The sequence below is a fragment of the Chitinimonas sp. BJB300 genome, assembly GCF_002735695.1.
GTDB lineage: Bacteria > Pseudomonadota > Gammaproteobacteria > Burkholderiales > Chitinimonadaceae > Chitinimonas.
Genome location: NZ_PDZH01000096.1, coordinates 1 through 15,925, shown reverse-complemented (window position 1 = coordinate 15,925; position 15,925 = coordinate 1). Strand labels below are relative to the sequence as shown.

Annotated in this window: 12 protein-coding genes, 1 tRNA gene and 1 pseudogene; all 14 read right to left on the bottom strand. The window is 53.2% G+C overall.

Annotated elements, in window-relative coordinates; genetic code table 11:
• Positions 1-127 (bottom strand): GTP-binding protein (locus CSQ89_RS15460; protein ID WP_233203199.1); only part of this gene is annotated, 127 nt, incomplete at its 3' end.
• A gap of 61 nt (positions 128-188) precedes the next feature.
• Positions 189-2,285 carry an elongation factor G gene (fusA, locus tag CSQ89_RS15455; protein WP_099407023.1) on the bottom strand — a complete coding sequence of 699 codons (2,097 nt, stop codon included), beginning with the start codon at positions 2,283-2,285 and terminating at the stop codon, positions 189-191.
• 28 nt (positions 2,286-2,313) lie between these two features.
• The gene (rpsG, locus tag CSQ89_RS15450; RefSeq protein ID WP_099407022.1) at positions 2,314-2,784 is read right to left on the bottom strand and encodes a 30S ribosomal protein S7; all 471 of its coding nucleotides are present in this window, start codon (positions 2,782-2,784) and stop codon (positions 2,314-2,316) included.
• A 154-nt stretch (positions 2,785-2,938) separates the two neighbouring features.
• Positions 2,939-3,313, bottom strand: a complete 375-nt coding sequence (rpsL, locus tag CSQ89_RS15445; RefSeq protein ID WP_099407021.1) for a 30S ribosomal protein S12 — start codon at positions 3,311-3,313, stop codon at positions 2,939-2,941.
• A gap of 205 nt (positions 3,314-3,518) precedes the next feature.
• Positions 3,519-7,718, bottom strand: a complete 4,200-nt coding sequence (gene rpoC, locus CSQ89_RS15440; RefSeq protein ID WP_099407020.1) for a DNA-directed RNA polymerase subunit beta' — start codon at positions 7,716-7,718, stop codon at positions 3,519-3,521.
• A gap of 130 nt (positions 7,719-7,848) precedes the next feature.
• Positions 7,849-12,033, bottom strand: a complete 4,185-nt coding sequence (gene rpoB, locus CSQ89_RS15435) for a DNA-directed RNA polymerase subunit beta (protein WP_099407019.1) — start codon at positions 12,031-12,033, stop codon at positions 7,849-7,851.
• A 154-nt stretch (positions 12,034-12,187) separates the two neighbouring features.
• A complete protein-coding gene (gene rplL, locus CSQ89_RS15430) occupies positions 12,188-12,559 on the bottom strand; it encodes a 50S ribosomal protein L7/L12 (RefSeq protein WP_099407018.1) in 372 nt (123 codons plus the stop codon).
• Between the two features lie 66 nt (positions 12,560-12,625).
• Entirely contained in the window at positions 12,626-13,165 is a 540-nt protein-coding gene (rplJ, locus tag CSQ89_RS15425) for a 50S ribosomal protein L10 (RefSeq protein WP_099407017.1), read from the bottom strand.
• 296 nt (positions 13,166-13,461) lie between these two features.
• A complete protein-coding gene (gene rplA / locus CSQ89_RS15420; protein ID WP_099407016.1) occupies positions 13,462-14,160 on the bottom strand; it encodes a 50S ribosomal protein L1 in 699 nt (232 codons plus the stop codon).
• On the bottom strand, positions 14,161-14,592 hold the full coding sequence (gene rplK, locus CSQ89_RS15415; protein WP_099407015.1) for a 50S ribosomal protein L11: 432 nt from the start codon (positions 14,590-14,592) through the stop codon (positions 14,161-14,163). It lies immediately after the preceding gene.
• A 96-nt stretch (positions 14,593-14,688) separates the two neighbouring features.
• Positions 14,689-15,222 (bottom strand): transcription termination/antitermination protein NusG, encoded by a 534-nt coding sequence (gene nusG / locus CSQ89_RS15410; protein WP_099407014.1) that lies wholly within the window; start codon positions 15,220-15,222, stop codon positions 14,689-14,691.
• Between the two features lie 21 nt (positions 15,223-15,243).
• Positions 15,244-15,597, bottom strand: coding sequence for a preprotein translocase subunit SecE (gene secE / locus CSQ89_RS15405; RefSeq protein WP_099407013.1), 354 nt, complete (start codon positions 15,595-15,597; stop codon positions 15,244-15,246).
• An 88-nt stretch (positions 15,598-15,685) separates the two neighbouring features.
• Positions 15,686-15,761, bottom strand: a tRNA-Trp gene (locus CSQ89_RS15400).
• Between the two features lie 45 nt (positions 15,762-15,806).
• Positions 15,807-15,925 (bottom strand): annotated as a pseudogene (locus tag CSQ89_RS15395) (hypothetical protein); the annotation flags it as partial.

Sequence of the window (15,925 nt, the reverse complement as noted above, 5' to 3'; positions counted from 1 at the left end):
CGCCACCGAACTTCTTCGACAGAATCGTGGTGATTGCAGCTGTCAGCGTGGTCTTACCGTGGTCAACGTGACCGATCGTACCAACGTTTACGTGCGGCTTGGTCCGCTCGAATTTCTCTTTTGCCATTTCTCAATCCTTGATCTGAATTAGGTTACAACCCGCCAGACCTGCAGCCTGGCGAAGCTGTTTACTTTTTATTGATGATCGCATCAGCAACGTTACGCGGCGCTTCCGAGTAATGCTTGAATTCCATCGAGTAGGTAGCGCGACCTTGCGACATTGAACGCAGCGTAGTCGAATACCCAAACATCTCGGACAGCGGCACTTCAGCTTTAATCATCTTGCCGCCAGCAGGATTGTCATCCATACCCTGCAGCATCCCACGGCGTGACGAGATGTCACCCATGATGTCGCCCATGTACTCTTCCGGCGTCTCGATCTCAACAGCCATCATCGGCTCAAGAATCACCGGACCCGCACGACGCATAGCCTCCTTGAAAGCCAGCGAGCCAGCCAATTCAAAGGCGATTTGCGACGAGTCAACATCATGGTAAGAACCAAATGTCAGGCGAACCTTGACGTCAACCACCGGGAATCCAGCCAAGACACCCGACTTCAGGGTGTTTTGAATACCCTTGTCTACCGATGGGATGAATTCACGGGGAATCGTACCGCCCTTGATTTCATCCAGGAACTGGTAACCTTTGCCTTCGCCCGAAGGCTCGACCGTGATCACACAATGGCCATACTGACCCTTACCACCAGACTGCTTGGCATGCTTACCTTCGATATCCGTGGCAATCTTGGTGATAGTTTCACGGTAAGCGACTTGCGGAGCACCCACATTCGCTTCCACGCCGAATTCGCGCTTCATGCGGTCCACCAGGATTTCCAAGTGCAACTCCCCCATGCCCGACATGATAGTCTGACCAGTTTCCTCGTCAGTACGCACTCGGAATGAAGGATCTTCCTTAGCCAAGCGATTCAAGGCAACGCCCATCTTCTCTTGGTCGGCCTTCGTCTTCGGCTCAACAGCGACGTGAATCACCGGCTCCGGGAACACCATGCGTTCCAGGGTGATGATATGGTCAGGCGAACACAGAGTTTCACCCGTAGTCACATCCTTCAGACCAATGCCAGCAGCAATGTCACCAGCACGGACTTCGTCAATTTCCTGGCGATCATTCGCGTGCATCTGAACGATACGGCCCATACGCTCTTTACGACTCTTCACGGAGTTGTAAACCGAATCACCTGACTTCACCACGCCGGAGTACACGCGGAAGAAAGTCAGCTGACCAACATACGGATCGCTCATCAGCTTAAATGCCAATGCCGAGAACGGAGCCTCATCCGAAGCTTGCCGTGCAGCGGGCTGATCGCGGTCGTCCAAACCTTCAACCGGCCGCACATCAACAGGTGACGGCAGCAGTTGAATAACGGCATCCAACATAAGCTGAACACCCTTATTCTTGAAGGCAGTACCGCACAACATCGGCTGGATTTCACAAGCCAAGGTACGCGCACGCAAACCGGCGACGATTTCGTCTTCGGTCAGTTCGCCCGTTTCCAGGTACTTGTTCATCATCTCTTCCGATGACTCAGCCGCAGCTTCAATCATCTTTTCGCGCCACTCGGCTGCAACAGAGACCAGATCAGCCGGAACTTCGACATAGTCGAACTTCATGCCTTGCGAAGCCTCATCCCACAGGATGGCTTTGTTCTTCAACAAATCGACCACACCAGTGAAACCATCTTCAGCGCCGATAGGAATCGCGATAGGCACCGGGTTGGCACGAAGGCGAAGACGCATTTGCTCTACAACGCGGAAGAAGTTGGCACCTTGACGGTCCATCTTATTCACGAAGGCAAGACGCGGCACCTTGTACTTATTTGCCTGACGCCAAACGGTTTCCGACTGTGGCTGAACACCGCCCACAGCGCAGTAAACCATGCAGGCCCCATCCAGCACACGCATCGAACGCTCCACCTCGATGGTGAAGTCGACGTGACCCGGCGTGTCGATGATGTTGATGCGGTGCTGCTCGAACTGGTTTGCCATGCCTTTCCAGAACGTGGTGGTAGCAGCAGACGTGATCGTGATGCCACGCTCTTGCTCCTGCTCCATCCAGTCCATGGTGGCGGCGCCATCGTGCACTTCACCGATCTTGTGGTTCACACCGGTGTAGAAAAGAATACGCTCAGTCGTCGTGGTTTTACCCGCGTCGATGTGCGCGCTAATACCGATGTTCCGGTAGCGTTCAATGGGTGTAATGCGAGCCACAGCCAATACCTTTGCTTAAAAGGGTGAATTAGAAGCGATAGTGGGCGAAGGCTTTGTTGGCTTCAGCCATACGGTGCACTTCGTCACGCTTCTTCATCGCGCCGCCACGGCCTTCGGCCGCATCCAGCAGTTCGCCAGCCAAACGCTGACCCATGGATTTTTCACCGCGCTTGCGGGCGGCTTCGCGCAGCCAGCGCATAGCCAAAGCCATACGACGGGTCTGACGCACTTCAACCGGCACCTGATAGTTGGCGCCACCAACGCGACGACTCTTCACCTCAACGACCGGCTTCACATTACCGAGGGCTTGGGAGAACACCTCGAGGGGGGATTTGCCGGACTTCTTCTCGATGATTTCAAGAGCGCCGTAAACGATACGCTCAGCAACCGACTTCTTGCCATCTTGCATAACGACGTTCATGAACTTGGACAACTCTTCGCTACCGAATTTAGGATCCGGCAATACTTCACGTTTCGGTACTTCTCTACGACGCGGCATTATTCAACCTCAGTAGTTTTCAGTTGAGCGCTTTCAGGCGCTCGCGATCACTCAATGGAGATGATCACTTACTCGACGGAGCCCAACGGGCTGCTCGCCGTCGTCGCGAATATCTTGATCAAACAAGACAGGGCTCGCGACCCAACCCAAGGCATTAAGCCTTCGGACGCTTCGCGCCGTACTTGGAACGCGCTTGTTTACGATCCTTAACACCAGCAGTGTCGAGGGAACCGCGTACAGTGTGGTAACGCACCCCCGGCAAGTCTTTTACACGACCACCGCGGATCAATACGACCGAGTGCTCCTGCAGGTTATGGCCCTCACCACCGATATACGAAATAACTTCGAAACCGTTGGTCAGACGTACTTTGGCTACTTTCCGCAAAGCCGAGTTCGGCTTCTTAGGAGTAGTGGTGTAAACACGAGTACAAACACCGCGCTTCTGCGGGCAAGCATCGAGCGCAGGTACCTTGCTCTTAGCCGTTTCCGCCACACGCCCTTTACGGACGAGTTGGTTAATCGTTGGCATTATCTTTTTCCCAAAAATAAAAAATGGCGCACTCTACATTCAACATAGAGACGCACCCCCACTTAAAAAAGAGCGCGGATTATAGGTAAATCAAGCGCTTAATGTCAACAAACCCTCCCCTCTCCTATCGCACTGCGGCAATCATTCGAGGGAAGGGCTGCTGATTTACCCGACAACCAACCGCGTTGCCGGGAAACTACTGGGATCAGGCTTCTTCCTGTGCCTTTTCCGCTGCTTCGATAATATTGGCCTCAATCGAGGCGCTGGCTGTCTGGCCATCACCTGCCCGTTGCCGGCGGCGGTTGCTATGGTAAGCCAACCCGGTACCAGCAGGGATCAATCGACCAACAATCACGTTTTCCTTGAGACCGCGCAAATCATCGCGCTTGCCCATAATGGCGGCTTCGGTCAATACGCGAGTGGTTTCCTGGAACGAAGCGGCCGAAATAAAGGAGTCGGTCGACAGCGAAGCCTTGGTAATACCCAACAGGATATTGTCAAACTGAGCTGGCTGCTTGTTCTCCGCCACGAGCTTGTCGTTCGCTTCGAGTACTTCCGCACGTTCAACTTGTTCACCCATGATGAAGTCAGAATCACCAGAATCGGAAATCACTACACGGCGAAGCATCTGACGCACGATTACTTCAATGTGCTTGTCATTAATCTTCACGCCCTGCAGACGATACACTTCCTGTACTTCTTCGGTGATATAGCGAGCCAGCGTTTCGATACCTTGTAAGCGAAGGATATCGTGCGGATCCGCCGGACCATCCACAATCGTTTCACCGCGGTTGACTACCTGGCCATCGTGGACCAGCACATGCTTGTCTTTCGGGATCAGGTATTCGTGCGGCGTACCATCGAGATCGGTGATGATCAAACGTTGCTTGCCCTTCGTATCCTTACCGAACGACGAGGTACCGGTTACTTCAGCCAGCATGCCCGCATCCTTAGGTGAACGGGCTTCAAACAACTCAGCCACACGTGGCAGACCACCGGTAATATCGCGAGTCTTGACCGATTCTTGCGGAATACGGGCTAGCACCTCACCGACACCCACCTGCTGACCATCCTTCACAGTAATGATGGCGCCAACCTGGAAAGTGATATTAACGGCGGCATCAGAACCGGCCAGCTTCACTTCAACGCCGTTTTCATCCAACAGCTTGATCTGTGGGCGTACGCTCTTGGTCGCACCAGCCTTACGTTTTGGATCGATTGCCACCAGCGTTGACAAACCTGTTACTTCATCGATTTGTTTAGCTACGGTAACGCCGTCTTCCACATTCTCGAAACGCACTTGGCCGGCATATTCGGTAATAATCGGACGGGTATGCGGATCCCAAGTCGCCAATACTGCACCAGCCTTGATCGCTTCGCCATCGTTGACACGCAAGGTGGCACCGTATGGCACCTTGTGGCGCTCACGCTCACGGCCATTGTCATCGAATACGACAACTTCACCCGAACGGGTAATGACGATCTGCTCGCCCTTGGTGTTAGTGACGTAACGCATGGTACCCGCGAAGCCGATCTTACCGTTCGACTTGGTCTCAACCTGGCTTGCCGAAGCAGCACGTGACGCGGCACCACCGATGTGGAAGGTACGCATTGTCAGCTGCGTGCCCGGCTCACCGATCGACTGGGCGGCGATCACACCCACCGCTTCACCCACATTGACACGTTGACCACGACCCAAATCACGACCGTAACACTGGCCGCACAAGCCGTAACGCGTTTCACAGGTCAGCGGGGTACGAACCTTCACTTCATCGATACTAAGCGCTTCGATCTGATCAACGATGTCTTCAGTCAGCAGGGTTCCGGCTTCGAATACTGTTTCTTGCGTCGCAGGATCAATCACATCAACAGCAGCCACACGGCCAAGGATACGATCACGCAACGCCTCGATCACATCGCCGCCTTGCAGTACCGCCTTCATGTTGACACCGTTCTTGGTACCGCAATCATGCTCGGTCACAACCAAGTCCTGGGTCACGTCGACAAGACGACGAGTCAGGTAACCGGAGTTAGCTGTCTTCAAAGCCGTATCCGCTAGACCTTTACGTGCACCGTGCGTGGAAATGAAGTACTGCAGAACCGTCAGACCTTCGCGGAAATTGGTGGTGATCGGCGTCTCGATAATTGAGCCATCTGGCTTCGCCATCAAACCCCGCATACCAGCCAACTGGCGAATCTGGGCCACAGAGCCCCGGGCACCCGAGTCCGCCATCATATAAATGGAGTTAAACGATTCCTGATCGACTTCCTTGCCTTCGCGATCGAAGGTCTTCTCTTTACCGAGGTGAGCCATCATCTGCTTGGCAACCTGGTCGCCACAACGACCCCAGATGTCCACAACCTTGTTGTAGCGTTCACCCTGAGTCACCAGACCGGAGGTGTACTGAGCCTCAATTTCCTTCACTTCACGCTCAGCATCTGCCAACAAAGTAACCTTCTCAGCTGGCACCAGCATGTCGTCCACACAGATCGACAAGCCTGCACGGGTCGAGTAAGTGAAACCGGTGTACATCAGCCTATCAGCCAGGATAACCGTTTCACGCAAGCCCACACGGCGGAAGGATGCATTGATCAGCTTCGAGATTTCCTTTTTCTTGAGCGCCTTGTTGACGTTCTCAAAAGGCAAGCCCTTGGGCAGAATCTCGGAAAGAATAGCGCGGCCCACGGTAGTTTCGCGGCGCACCATCTTGTACTGCCACTCGCCTGAATCGTCCTGATACCAATCCTTCAGGCGCACACTTACCTTGGCGTTCAGTTCGGCCTGGCGAGTCTCGTAAGCACGGATCAACTCTTCCAGATCGGCAAAACGCAGGCCCTCACCCTTGCCGTTGATACGCTCACGGGTCATGTAGTACAGACCCAACACGATATCCTGCGACGGCACGATGATTGGTTCACCGTGAGCGGGTGACAGCACATTATTGGATGCCAGCATCAGCGTGCGGGCTTCCATCTGCGCTTCCAGCGACAGTGGGACGTGAACAGCCATCTGGTCACCGTCAAAGTCGGCGTTGAAGGCAGTACAGACCAGCGGATGCAGCTGGATGGCTTTACCTTCAATCAGCACCGGCTCGAAAGCCTGGATACCCAGACGGTGCAGCGTCGGCGCACGATTCAGCAATACCGGGTGTTCACGGATTACATCTTCCAAGATGTCCCAAACTTCCGGCACTTCTTGTTCAACAAGCTTTTTGGCTGCCTTGATCGTGGTAGCCAAACCCAACACTTCCAACTTATGGAAGATGAAAGGCTTGAACAATTCCAACGCCATCTTCTTAGGCAAACCGCACTGATGCAACTTGAGGGTTGGGCCCACCACGATAACCGAACGGCCCGAGTAGTCGACGCGCTTACCCAGCAAGTTCTGACGGAAGCGACCGCCCTTACCCTTGATCATGTCAGCCAACGACTTCAACGGACGCTTATTGGCACCCGTCATGGCCTTGCCGCGGCGGCCGTTATCCAGCAGGGAATCAACCGCTTCCTGCAGCATGCGCTTCTCGTTACGCACGATGATTTCAGGCGCCTTCAGCTCCAGAAGACGCTTCAGACGGTTATTCCGGTTAATGACGCGACGATACAGATCGTTCAAATCAGACGTAGCGAAACGACCGCCATCCAAAGGCACAAGCGGACGCAATTCCGGCGGCAATACCGGCAACACATCCATGATCATCCACTCGGGCTTGATGCCCGACTTGTGGAAAGCTTCCAAGACCTTTAGGCGCTTGGCAATCTTCTTGATCTTGGCTTCAGACCCTGTGGATTGAAGCTCATGGCGGAGATTGTCCATTTCCGCGTGGATATCAAGCGTGCGCAATAGTTCGCGCACCGCTTCAGCACCCATCAGCGCGACAAATTCATCGCCATACTCTTCCACCTTGGCCAAATAGTCGTCTTCCGACAGCAACTGACCACGATTGAGCGGCGTCATGCCCGGCTCAATAACGATGAAGCCTTCGAAATACAGCACACGCTCGATATCACGCAACGTGATATCGAGAACCATACCCAAACGTGAAGGCAGCGACTTCAGAAACCAGATATGCGCTACTGGCGATGCCAGCTCAATATGGCCCATACGCTCGCGGCGTACTTTGCTGAGCGTGACTTCAACACCGCACTTTTCGCAGATGACACCGCGATGCTTGAGACGCTTGTACTTGCCACACAGGCACTCGTAATCCTTGACCGGCCCGAAGATGCGGGCGCAGAACAAACCGTCGCGCTCCGGCTTAAAGGTGCGGTAGTTAATGGTTTCCGGCTTTTTGACTTCACCGTACGACCACGAACGGATCTTGTCAGGCGACGCCAGGCCAATGCGAATCGCATCGAACTCTTCTTCCTGCGTTACCTGCTTGAACAAGTCGAGCAAAGCTTTCATGTCTTTTTACCTCGTATGACCCGTGAGGCCCTGCAAACCTGGGCAAAGATTTGCCTTCAGCTCTTGGGGCGCCTGGCGGGACGCGGCCTCACTGCCTCGTCCCGCGCGCCCATGTTGTTGCAACTGCGGCTTAGTAACGATCCAGATCGATATCGATACCCAGCGAGCGGATTTCCTTCACCAGCACATTGAAGGATTCCGGCATGCCGGCATCAATCTTGTGATCGCCCTTGACGATGTTCTCGTACACCTTGGTACGGCCATTCACATCATCGGACTTCACCGTCAGCATTTCCTGCAGCGTATACGACGCGCCATAGGCTTCCAGCGCCCACACTTCCATCTCACCGAAGCGCTGACCACCGAACTGCGCCTTACCACCAAGCGGCTGCTGAGTGACCAAGGAGTACGGTCCTGTTGAACGCGCATGCATCTTGTCATCCACCAAGTGATGCAGCTTCAAGACGTGCATGTAACCCACAGTCACCCGACGCTCAAACGCCTCGCCAGTGCGGCCATCATGCAGCTGCAACTGAGTCTTGGTGTCGTTGAAACCCAGACGCTTGGTCTGCTCAGCTTCAGTTGGATAAGCCAACTCCAGCATGGCCATCAAGTCAGCTTCCTTAGCGCCATCAAACACCGGTGTGGCAAACGGCACGCCATCACACAGATTGTTCGCCAGCTCCAAGATCTCCTGATCGCTCATGGAACCCAGGTCTTCCGGTTTGCCACGCGTGTTGTAGATCTGTTCCAAGAACTTACGTACCTCACCGGCGCGCTTAGCTTCCTTGATGCTTTCGTCCTTGAGCATGCGGTCGATACGCTGACCCAAGCCCTTTGCAGCCCAACCAAGGTGAACTTCAAGAATCTGGCCCACGTTCATCCGCGATGGCACACCCAGCGGGTTCAGCACAATGTCCATCGGCGTACCGTCGGCCATATGAGGCATATCTTCGATCGGCAGAATCTTCGAGACCACACCCTTGTTACCATGACGGCCAGCCATCTTGTCACCAGGCTGCAAGCGACGCTTCACAGCCACGTACACTTTGACCATCTTCTGAACACCAGGCGGCAGTTCATCACCCTGAGTCAGCTTGCGCTTCTTATCTTCAAAACGCAGATCAAATTCAGCACGTTTCTGCGACAGATTGTCCTTCATCAGCTCCAGCTGCTTGGCGACATCTTCATCAGACAAGCGAATATCAAACCAATCGTGACGAGACAAGTCAGCCAAATATTCCTTGCTTAGCTCGGTACCCTTGGTGATGCGCTTCGGGCCGCCATTGACCTTCTTACCAATCAGCAAGCGCTCAAGACGCTCGAAAGCATCGTTTTCCAGAATCCGTAGCTGATCATTAAGATCCAGGCGATAGCGCTTGAGTTCTTCGTCAATGATTGACTGAGCACGACGATCTCTATCAATGCCTTCGCGGGTAAACACCTGCACATCGATCACGGTACCGCTCATACCAGAAGGCACACGCAGTGAAGTGTCCTTAACATCGGACGCCTTCTCACCGAAGATGGCGCGAAGCAGCTTTTCTTCTGGCGTCAGCTGGGTTTCGCCCTTAGGCGTTACCTTACCGACAAGCACATCACCGGCTTCTACTTCAGCACCGATATAAACAATACCCGCCTCATCCAAACGCCCCAGCATACGCTCGGACAGATTGGAGATATCGCGCGTGATTTCTTCAGGCCCCAACTTGGTATCACGCGCAACGACGCTCAATTCCTCGATATGGATCGAGGTGTAGCGATCTTGCGCCACCACCCGTTCCGAAATCAGGATCGAGTCTTCGTAGTTGAAACCGTTCCAAGGCATAAAGGCAACCAACAGGTTCTGGCCTAAAGCCAGTTCACCCAAATCGGTCGAAGCACCATCAGCAATCACATCATGCGCGGTAATCACATCACCGACACGAACGATAGGGCGCTGGTTGATATTAGTGTTCTGGTTCGAACGGGTGTACTTAGTCAGGTTGTAGATATCTACCCCAACTTCACCAGCGCTTGTTTCATTATCATTAACGCGAATCACCACACGGTTCGCATCAACATAATCAACGCGACCGCCCCGCAGCGCCTTCACAGCCGTACCCGAGTCCACCGCACAAGTGCGCTCGATACCGGTACCGACAAGCGGCTTCTGCGCACGAACACAAGGCACAGCCTGACGTTGCATGTTGGCGCCCATCAAGGCACGGTTTGCGTCATCGTGCTCCAGGAAGGGGATCAGCGAAGCAGCGACAGAAACAATCTGGCTCGGCGCCACGTCCATGTACTGCACACGCTCCGGGCGGGCCACGATCGTTTCACCGTGTTCACGGCAAGTCACCAATTCATCAATCAGCGTGCCATTGTCATCCAGCTTGGCATTGGCCTGGGCAACGACGTACTTACCTTCTTCGATCGCAGAAAGGTATTCGATCTCGTTGGTAACCTTACTGTCCACTACCTTGCGGTACGGGGTTTCAAGGAAACCGTACTCATTGGTCCGTGCGTAAATAGCCAGCGAATTGATCAAACCGATGTTCGGGCCTTCTGGCGTTTCAATCGGGCAAACACGTCCATAGTGGGTCGGGTGTACGTCACGCACTTCAAAACCAGCGCGCTCACGCGTCAAACCGCCAGGTCCAAGGGCCGAAACACGACGCTTGTGCGTGATCTCGGACAATGGATTGGTTTGATCCATAAATTGCGACAGCTGCGAAGAACCAAAGAATTCCTTGATCGCAGCAGAAACCGGCTTCGCGTTGATCAAATCATGCGGCATCAGGTTTTCGCTCTCAGCCTGCGAGAGACGCTCCTTGACAGCACGCTCAACACGGACCAAACCAGCACGGAATTGGTTCTCGGCCAACTCACCCACAGAGCGAACGCGGCGATTACCCAAGTGATCAATATCATCAACTTCGCCACGACCGTTGCGAAGCTCAACCAAGATACCTATCACTGCCATAATATCGTCGGTGCTCAATACAGCAGGGCCTGTAATGCCTTGCTTACCGACACGCTCGTAGAAACGCTTATGCCAAGTTGGTGCCTTGTCATCCAAACGATCAGGATAAGCACGGCGGTTGAACTTCATACGACCAACAGCCGACAGATCGTAACGATCTGGCGAGAAGAACAACCCCTGGAACAATGCTTCCACTGAGTCTTCTGTCGGCGGCTCGCCAGGACGCATCATGCGATAAATAGCTACGCGCGCGGCTTGACGATCCGGCGTTTCGTCCAAGCGCATTGTGTTGGATATGTAGGCTCCCTGATCAAGGTCATTGATGTAGAGCAACTTCACATCTTTCACGCCAGAAGCATCCAATTTAATCAGAAGCTCTTCAGTGACTTCCTCATTCGCCTTCGCAACAATCTCGCCCGTGCCAGGGTTGACTACGTTAGCCGCAAGTACCCGACCAACCAGCAAGTCCGCCGGCACTTCCAACTCCTTGACACCAGCCACCTGTAGGTCACGAATATGCTTGGCCGTGATGCGCTTGTCTTTCTGCACCAGCACTTTGCCATCGCTACCTACGATGTCGAACTTGGCCACTTCACCACGCAAGCGCTCGGCAACCAATTCCATAAATACACCTTGGCGAGAAAGTCGAGCAATATCAAACTCGTACGACTCTGCCAAAATCTGCTCATTGTTGTAGCCTAAGGCCCGCATCAAGATCGTCACCGGCATCTTGCGGCGACGGTCGATACGGAAATAGAGCAGATCTTTTGGGTCAAACTCGAAATCGAGCCAAGAACCGCGATAAGGAATAATGCGCGCAGAGAATAAAAGCTTGCCCGAACTGTGGGTCTTACCTTTATCGTGCTCAAAAAACACACCCGGCGACCGATGTAGCTGGGAGACAATGACACGTTCAGTACCGTTGATTACGAAGGAACCATTCTCGGTCATGAGCGGAATTTCGCCCATATAGACCTCCTGCTCCTTCGCCTCTTTAACGACGGGCTTAGATGACTCCCGATCAAAGATGGTCAGGCGAACCCGAGCACGCAAAGGCGCAGCAAACGTGATGCCACGCTGCTGACACTCCACCACATCAAATGGTGGCTCACCCAGCTGATAGCTGACAAAGTCGAGCCGAGCGTAGCCATTATGGCTAACGATCGGGAAAATCGATGAGAAGGCAGCCTGCAGGCCGATAGTACGTCGATCTTCTACCGTCACACCAAGCTGCAAAAACTCGGTGTAGGAGTCGATTTGGGTGGCGAGCAGATAGGGAACGTCGAGAACGTTCGCACGCTTCGCAAAACTCTTACGAATGCGTTTCTTCTCAGTGAACGAGTAACTCATAGAGTCTCCGATCGAGGTGGGGCGCTAAAACCAAACCGCAAGGCCCGTGTTAGCAGGCTTTCCGGTTTGGCTGCGCGGTTTGCCGACGATTTACTACAAGCGCAAGAAGGCTGACGACAAGGTCGTCAGCCTATCTCGCTTCACCCGAGGGTGATTACTTCATCTCAGCGGTAGCACCCGCTTCGATCAGCTTCTTCACCATGGCTTCAGCATCAGCCTTGGGAGCGCCTTCCTTAACGGCCTTCGGAGCGCCATCAACCAGATCCTTGGCTTCTTTCAAGCCCAGGCCAGTCAACTCACGCACAACCTTGATAACGCCAACCTTATTAGCGCCAGCACCGGTCAGGATTACGTCGAAGTCGGTCTTTTCTTCAACAACAGCAGCAGCGCCGGCTGCAGGGCCAGCAACTGCCATAGCAGCAGCGGAAACACCAAACTTCTCTTCGAACGCCTTAACTAAGTCGTTCAGTTCCATAACGGTAAGGTTGCCTACGGCTTCGAGGATGTCTTCTTTGGTCAGAGCCATGTTTAATTACTCCTGATTAATACAGTCTGTCTATTTGAAAAGGCTGTCTGTGTTAACACAACAGACTTAAGCAGCTTCTGGCGCTGCTTCCACTGCTGCAGCTTCTTCGACCGGAACGCCTTCGGACTTTTTGGCGGACAGGGCGGCAAGGCCACGAGCAAACGAGGAAACAGGGGCTTGCATAACACCAAGCAACATCGCGAGCAGCACTTCACGGCTCGGGATTGCAGCCAGCTGGCTCACTTCGGCAGCGTTCAACACTTTGCCTTCGTAAGAACCTGCTTTAACTACAATCTTATCGTTTTGCTTGGCGAAATCAGCCAACACCTTGGCCGCAGCTACTGGATCGGTGGAAATACCGTATACCAGTGGACCAACCATGTGTTCACTTAGGCCAGTAAAAGCAGTGTCTTGCACCGCACGGCGAGCCAGTGTGTTTTTCAACACACGCAGATATACGCCTTGCTTACGCGCTTCTGCACGCAGCTTGGTCATAGCACTGACCTGGATACCGCGATACTCGGCCACCACAATGGTCTGAGCTTTCGCCACTTCCGCAGCGATTTCAGCCACTACAGCCTTTTTATCGTCGAGATTAAGACTCAAGGTCTACCCTCCTAGAATATCCACTCCCAAGGAGCGGGGCCTAAAAGAAATGGCGACCAATCATCAGGTAGTGAAGCCACCTCGAAAGGCAACAGCAAATCCTGTTCCTGGGTACACCATCTGCGTAGGGCGGGGCGACGTGAGCAGTAAACCGCTCCGTATCGCCTAGCCGATTAAGGCGACCAACCGAACAAATCGATTCGCCACCCCCTACGGTCTTTGATAATCTGCAGTCACTCTTGCGAGGCTGCAGCCCAAAGTCCGTGTCGACGCGACAACTGTCGCGCCCTTAAAACTCAAGCGCCCAACACCGAACTGGTGTCTACACGCACGCCGGCACCCATAGTGCTAGAGACAGCGATCTTCTTGAAGTAAACGCCCTTCGAAGATGCTGGCTTGGCTTTTTGCAAAGCATCGATCAAAGCAGCCAGATTGGCTCTCAGATCAGCAGCATCAAATGCAGCGCGACCAATAGTAGTATGGATAATCCCATTCTTGTCAGTGCGATACTGAACCTGACCCGCCTTGGCATTCTTCACAGCTTCCGCCGCGTTCGGGGTGACGGTGCCAACCTTAGGATTAGGCATCAATCCACGCGGACCTAGAATGGTACCCAGCTGACCAACGATACGCATTGCATCTGGCGTGGCGATAACCACGTCGAAATCCATCATGCCGCCTTTGATCTGCTCTGCCAGATCGTCAAAGCCAACAATATCAGCGCCCGCGGCTTTAGCTGCCTCAGCATTGGCACCCTGAGCGAATACAGCAACGCGTACGGTCTTGCCAGTGCCTTTCGGCAAGACAACCGAACCACGCACAACTTGGTCTGACTTACGTGCATCAACGCCCAGATTGATAGCAACATCAACTGACTCGCTAAACTTCGCGGTAGCGCCATCCTTTACCAAGGACAATGCTTCGTCGATGGCATAAAATTTATTGCGGTCAATCTTGGCCTTCAAGGCCGCAACACGCTTAGAAATTTTAGCCATTTACACACCCTCCACATTCAGCCCCATCGAACGAGCAGAGCCCGCGATGGTACGCACAGCAGCATCCAAATCAGCTGCGGTCAAATCCGATGTTTTGGTCTTGGCAATGTCTTCCAGCTGAGCACGAGTAATAGTACCAACCTTATCCGCATGTGGCTTGCTGCTGCCCTTGGTAATACCAACAGCCTTCTTAATCAGAATGGTTGCCGGGGGAGTCTTCATCACAAAAGTGAAAGACTTGTCCGCAAAAGCAGTAATTACCACAGGAATCGGCAAGCCGGGTTCAACACCCTGCGTTTGGGCATTGAACGCCTTGCAGAATTCCATGATATTCAGGCCGCGTTGACCCAATGCAGGACCAATTGGCGGCGAAGGATTTGCCTTGCCTGCCGGTACTTGCAGCTTGATATAGCCAATAATTTTCTTAGCCACGATGTGCTCCTAAGAACGGGTATTTGACGCGAACAATGTTCGCTCCCCAGTTACTAAAGCCGGCTCGCACCGGCACTTCAAACCAAATCGAAAATATTAAACTTTCTCGACTTGCGAAAAATCTAATTCCACCGGTGTTGCACGGCCAAAAATCAACACCGATGCTTTGAGCTTGCTCTTGTCGTAATTAACTTCTTCAACCGTCGCATTAAAGTCAGCAAACGGGCCTTCAGTCACACGCAAGACTTGCCCCACATCAAACAACACTTTGGGCTTAGGCTTTTCCACACCCTCTTGCATCTGAGCCATGATGCTTTCAACTTCCTTAGCGGAAATAGGAGTAGGACGCATACCAGAGCCACCAATAAAGCCTGTCACTTTGGGGGTATTCTTCACCAAGTGCCAAGTTTCATCAGTCATATCCATTTCGACCAACACGTAGCCAGGAAAGAATTTCCTTTCGGTCAATGCCTTGGTTCCATTACGGATTTCCATGACTTCTTCAACCGGCACTAAAATTTGACCAAATAAATGCAGCATCTCAGAGCGATCAATCCGCTCCTTCAAAGCCTTCATCACGCTCTTTTCAAAACCCGAATAAGCGTGAACAACATACCAGCGCATTGCCATCTTTTATCTCCGACAGGTCGATCAGCCGCGCTTCAACAGCACATCATAGAACAACCAGGTCAGGCCAGAATCGACCAGCCACATGAATAAAGCCAGCACAAAGGTAAACAGGAACACCATACCGGTAACCTGCCACACCTCTTTTTTGCCAGGCCAGACGACCTTTTCCGCCTCCTTGATGGAATCCCTGGCGTAATCGACAAAAGTACGCCCAGTTGCAGAGAACCAAACCACCGTAGCCGCAAGCAGTACACCCGCCACCACCGCCAACACACGTAGTGCCTTTTGATCAACCGGAAGCAAATAGAAGCCAGCAACCCCTGCCGCAACCAGCAGCAAAGCCAACCCGAGCTTCAATTTATCTGTATTTTCCATGCGTCGGATCAATACCCAAGAAATAAAAGAGAGCCGCTTTCCTGACGGAAAACGGCCATCTAATCAAATTAAAGCCAAACCACTTTTGTGGCAGGCGAGGAGGGCCTCGAACCCCCAACCCCCGGTTTTGGAGACCGGTGCTCTGCCAATTGAGCTACTCGCCTGTAACTTTGCCTTATACAATTACTTGCCTAAGGCCGTCAAACTAATTACTCGATGATCTTGGCAACAACGCCAGCACCGACAGTACGGCCACCTTCACGGATAGCAAAACGCAGACCCTGCTCCATGGCGATCGGTGCAATCAACGCAACCACCACTTCCACGT

Coding starts and splice junctions, on each gene's coding strand:
- rpsL (WP_099407021.1), bottom strand. CDS start 3,313: ATGCCAACGATTAACCAACTCGTCCGTAAAGGGCGTGTGGCGGAAACG.
- rplA (WP_099407016.1), bottom strand. CDS start 14,160: ATGGCTAAAATTTCTAAGCGTGTTGCGGCCTTGAAGGCCAAGATTGAC.
- rplL (WP_099407018.1), bottom strand. CDS start 12,559: ATGGCTCTGACCAAAGAAGACATCCTCGAAGCCGTAGGCAACCTTACC.
- rpoB (WP_099407019.1), bottom strand. CDS start 12,033: ATGAGTTACTCGTTCACTGAGAAGAAACGCATTCGTAAGAGTTTTGCG.
- rpoC (WP_099407020.1), bottom strand. CDS start 7,718: ATGAAAGCTTTGCTCGACTTGTTCAAGCAGGTAACGCAGGAAGAAGAG.
- nusG (WP_099407014.1), bottom strand. CDS start 15,222: ATGGCAATGCGCTGGTATGTTGTTCACGCTTATTCGGGTTTTGAAAAG.
- rpsG (WP_099407022.1), bottom strand. CDS start 2,784: ATGCCGCGTCGTAGAGAAGTACCGAAACGTGAAGTATTGCCGGATCCT.
- secE (WP_099407013.1), bottom strand. CDS start 15,597: ATGGAAAATACAGATAAATTGAAGCTCGGGTTGGCTTTGCTGCTGGTT.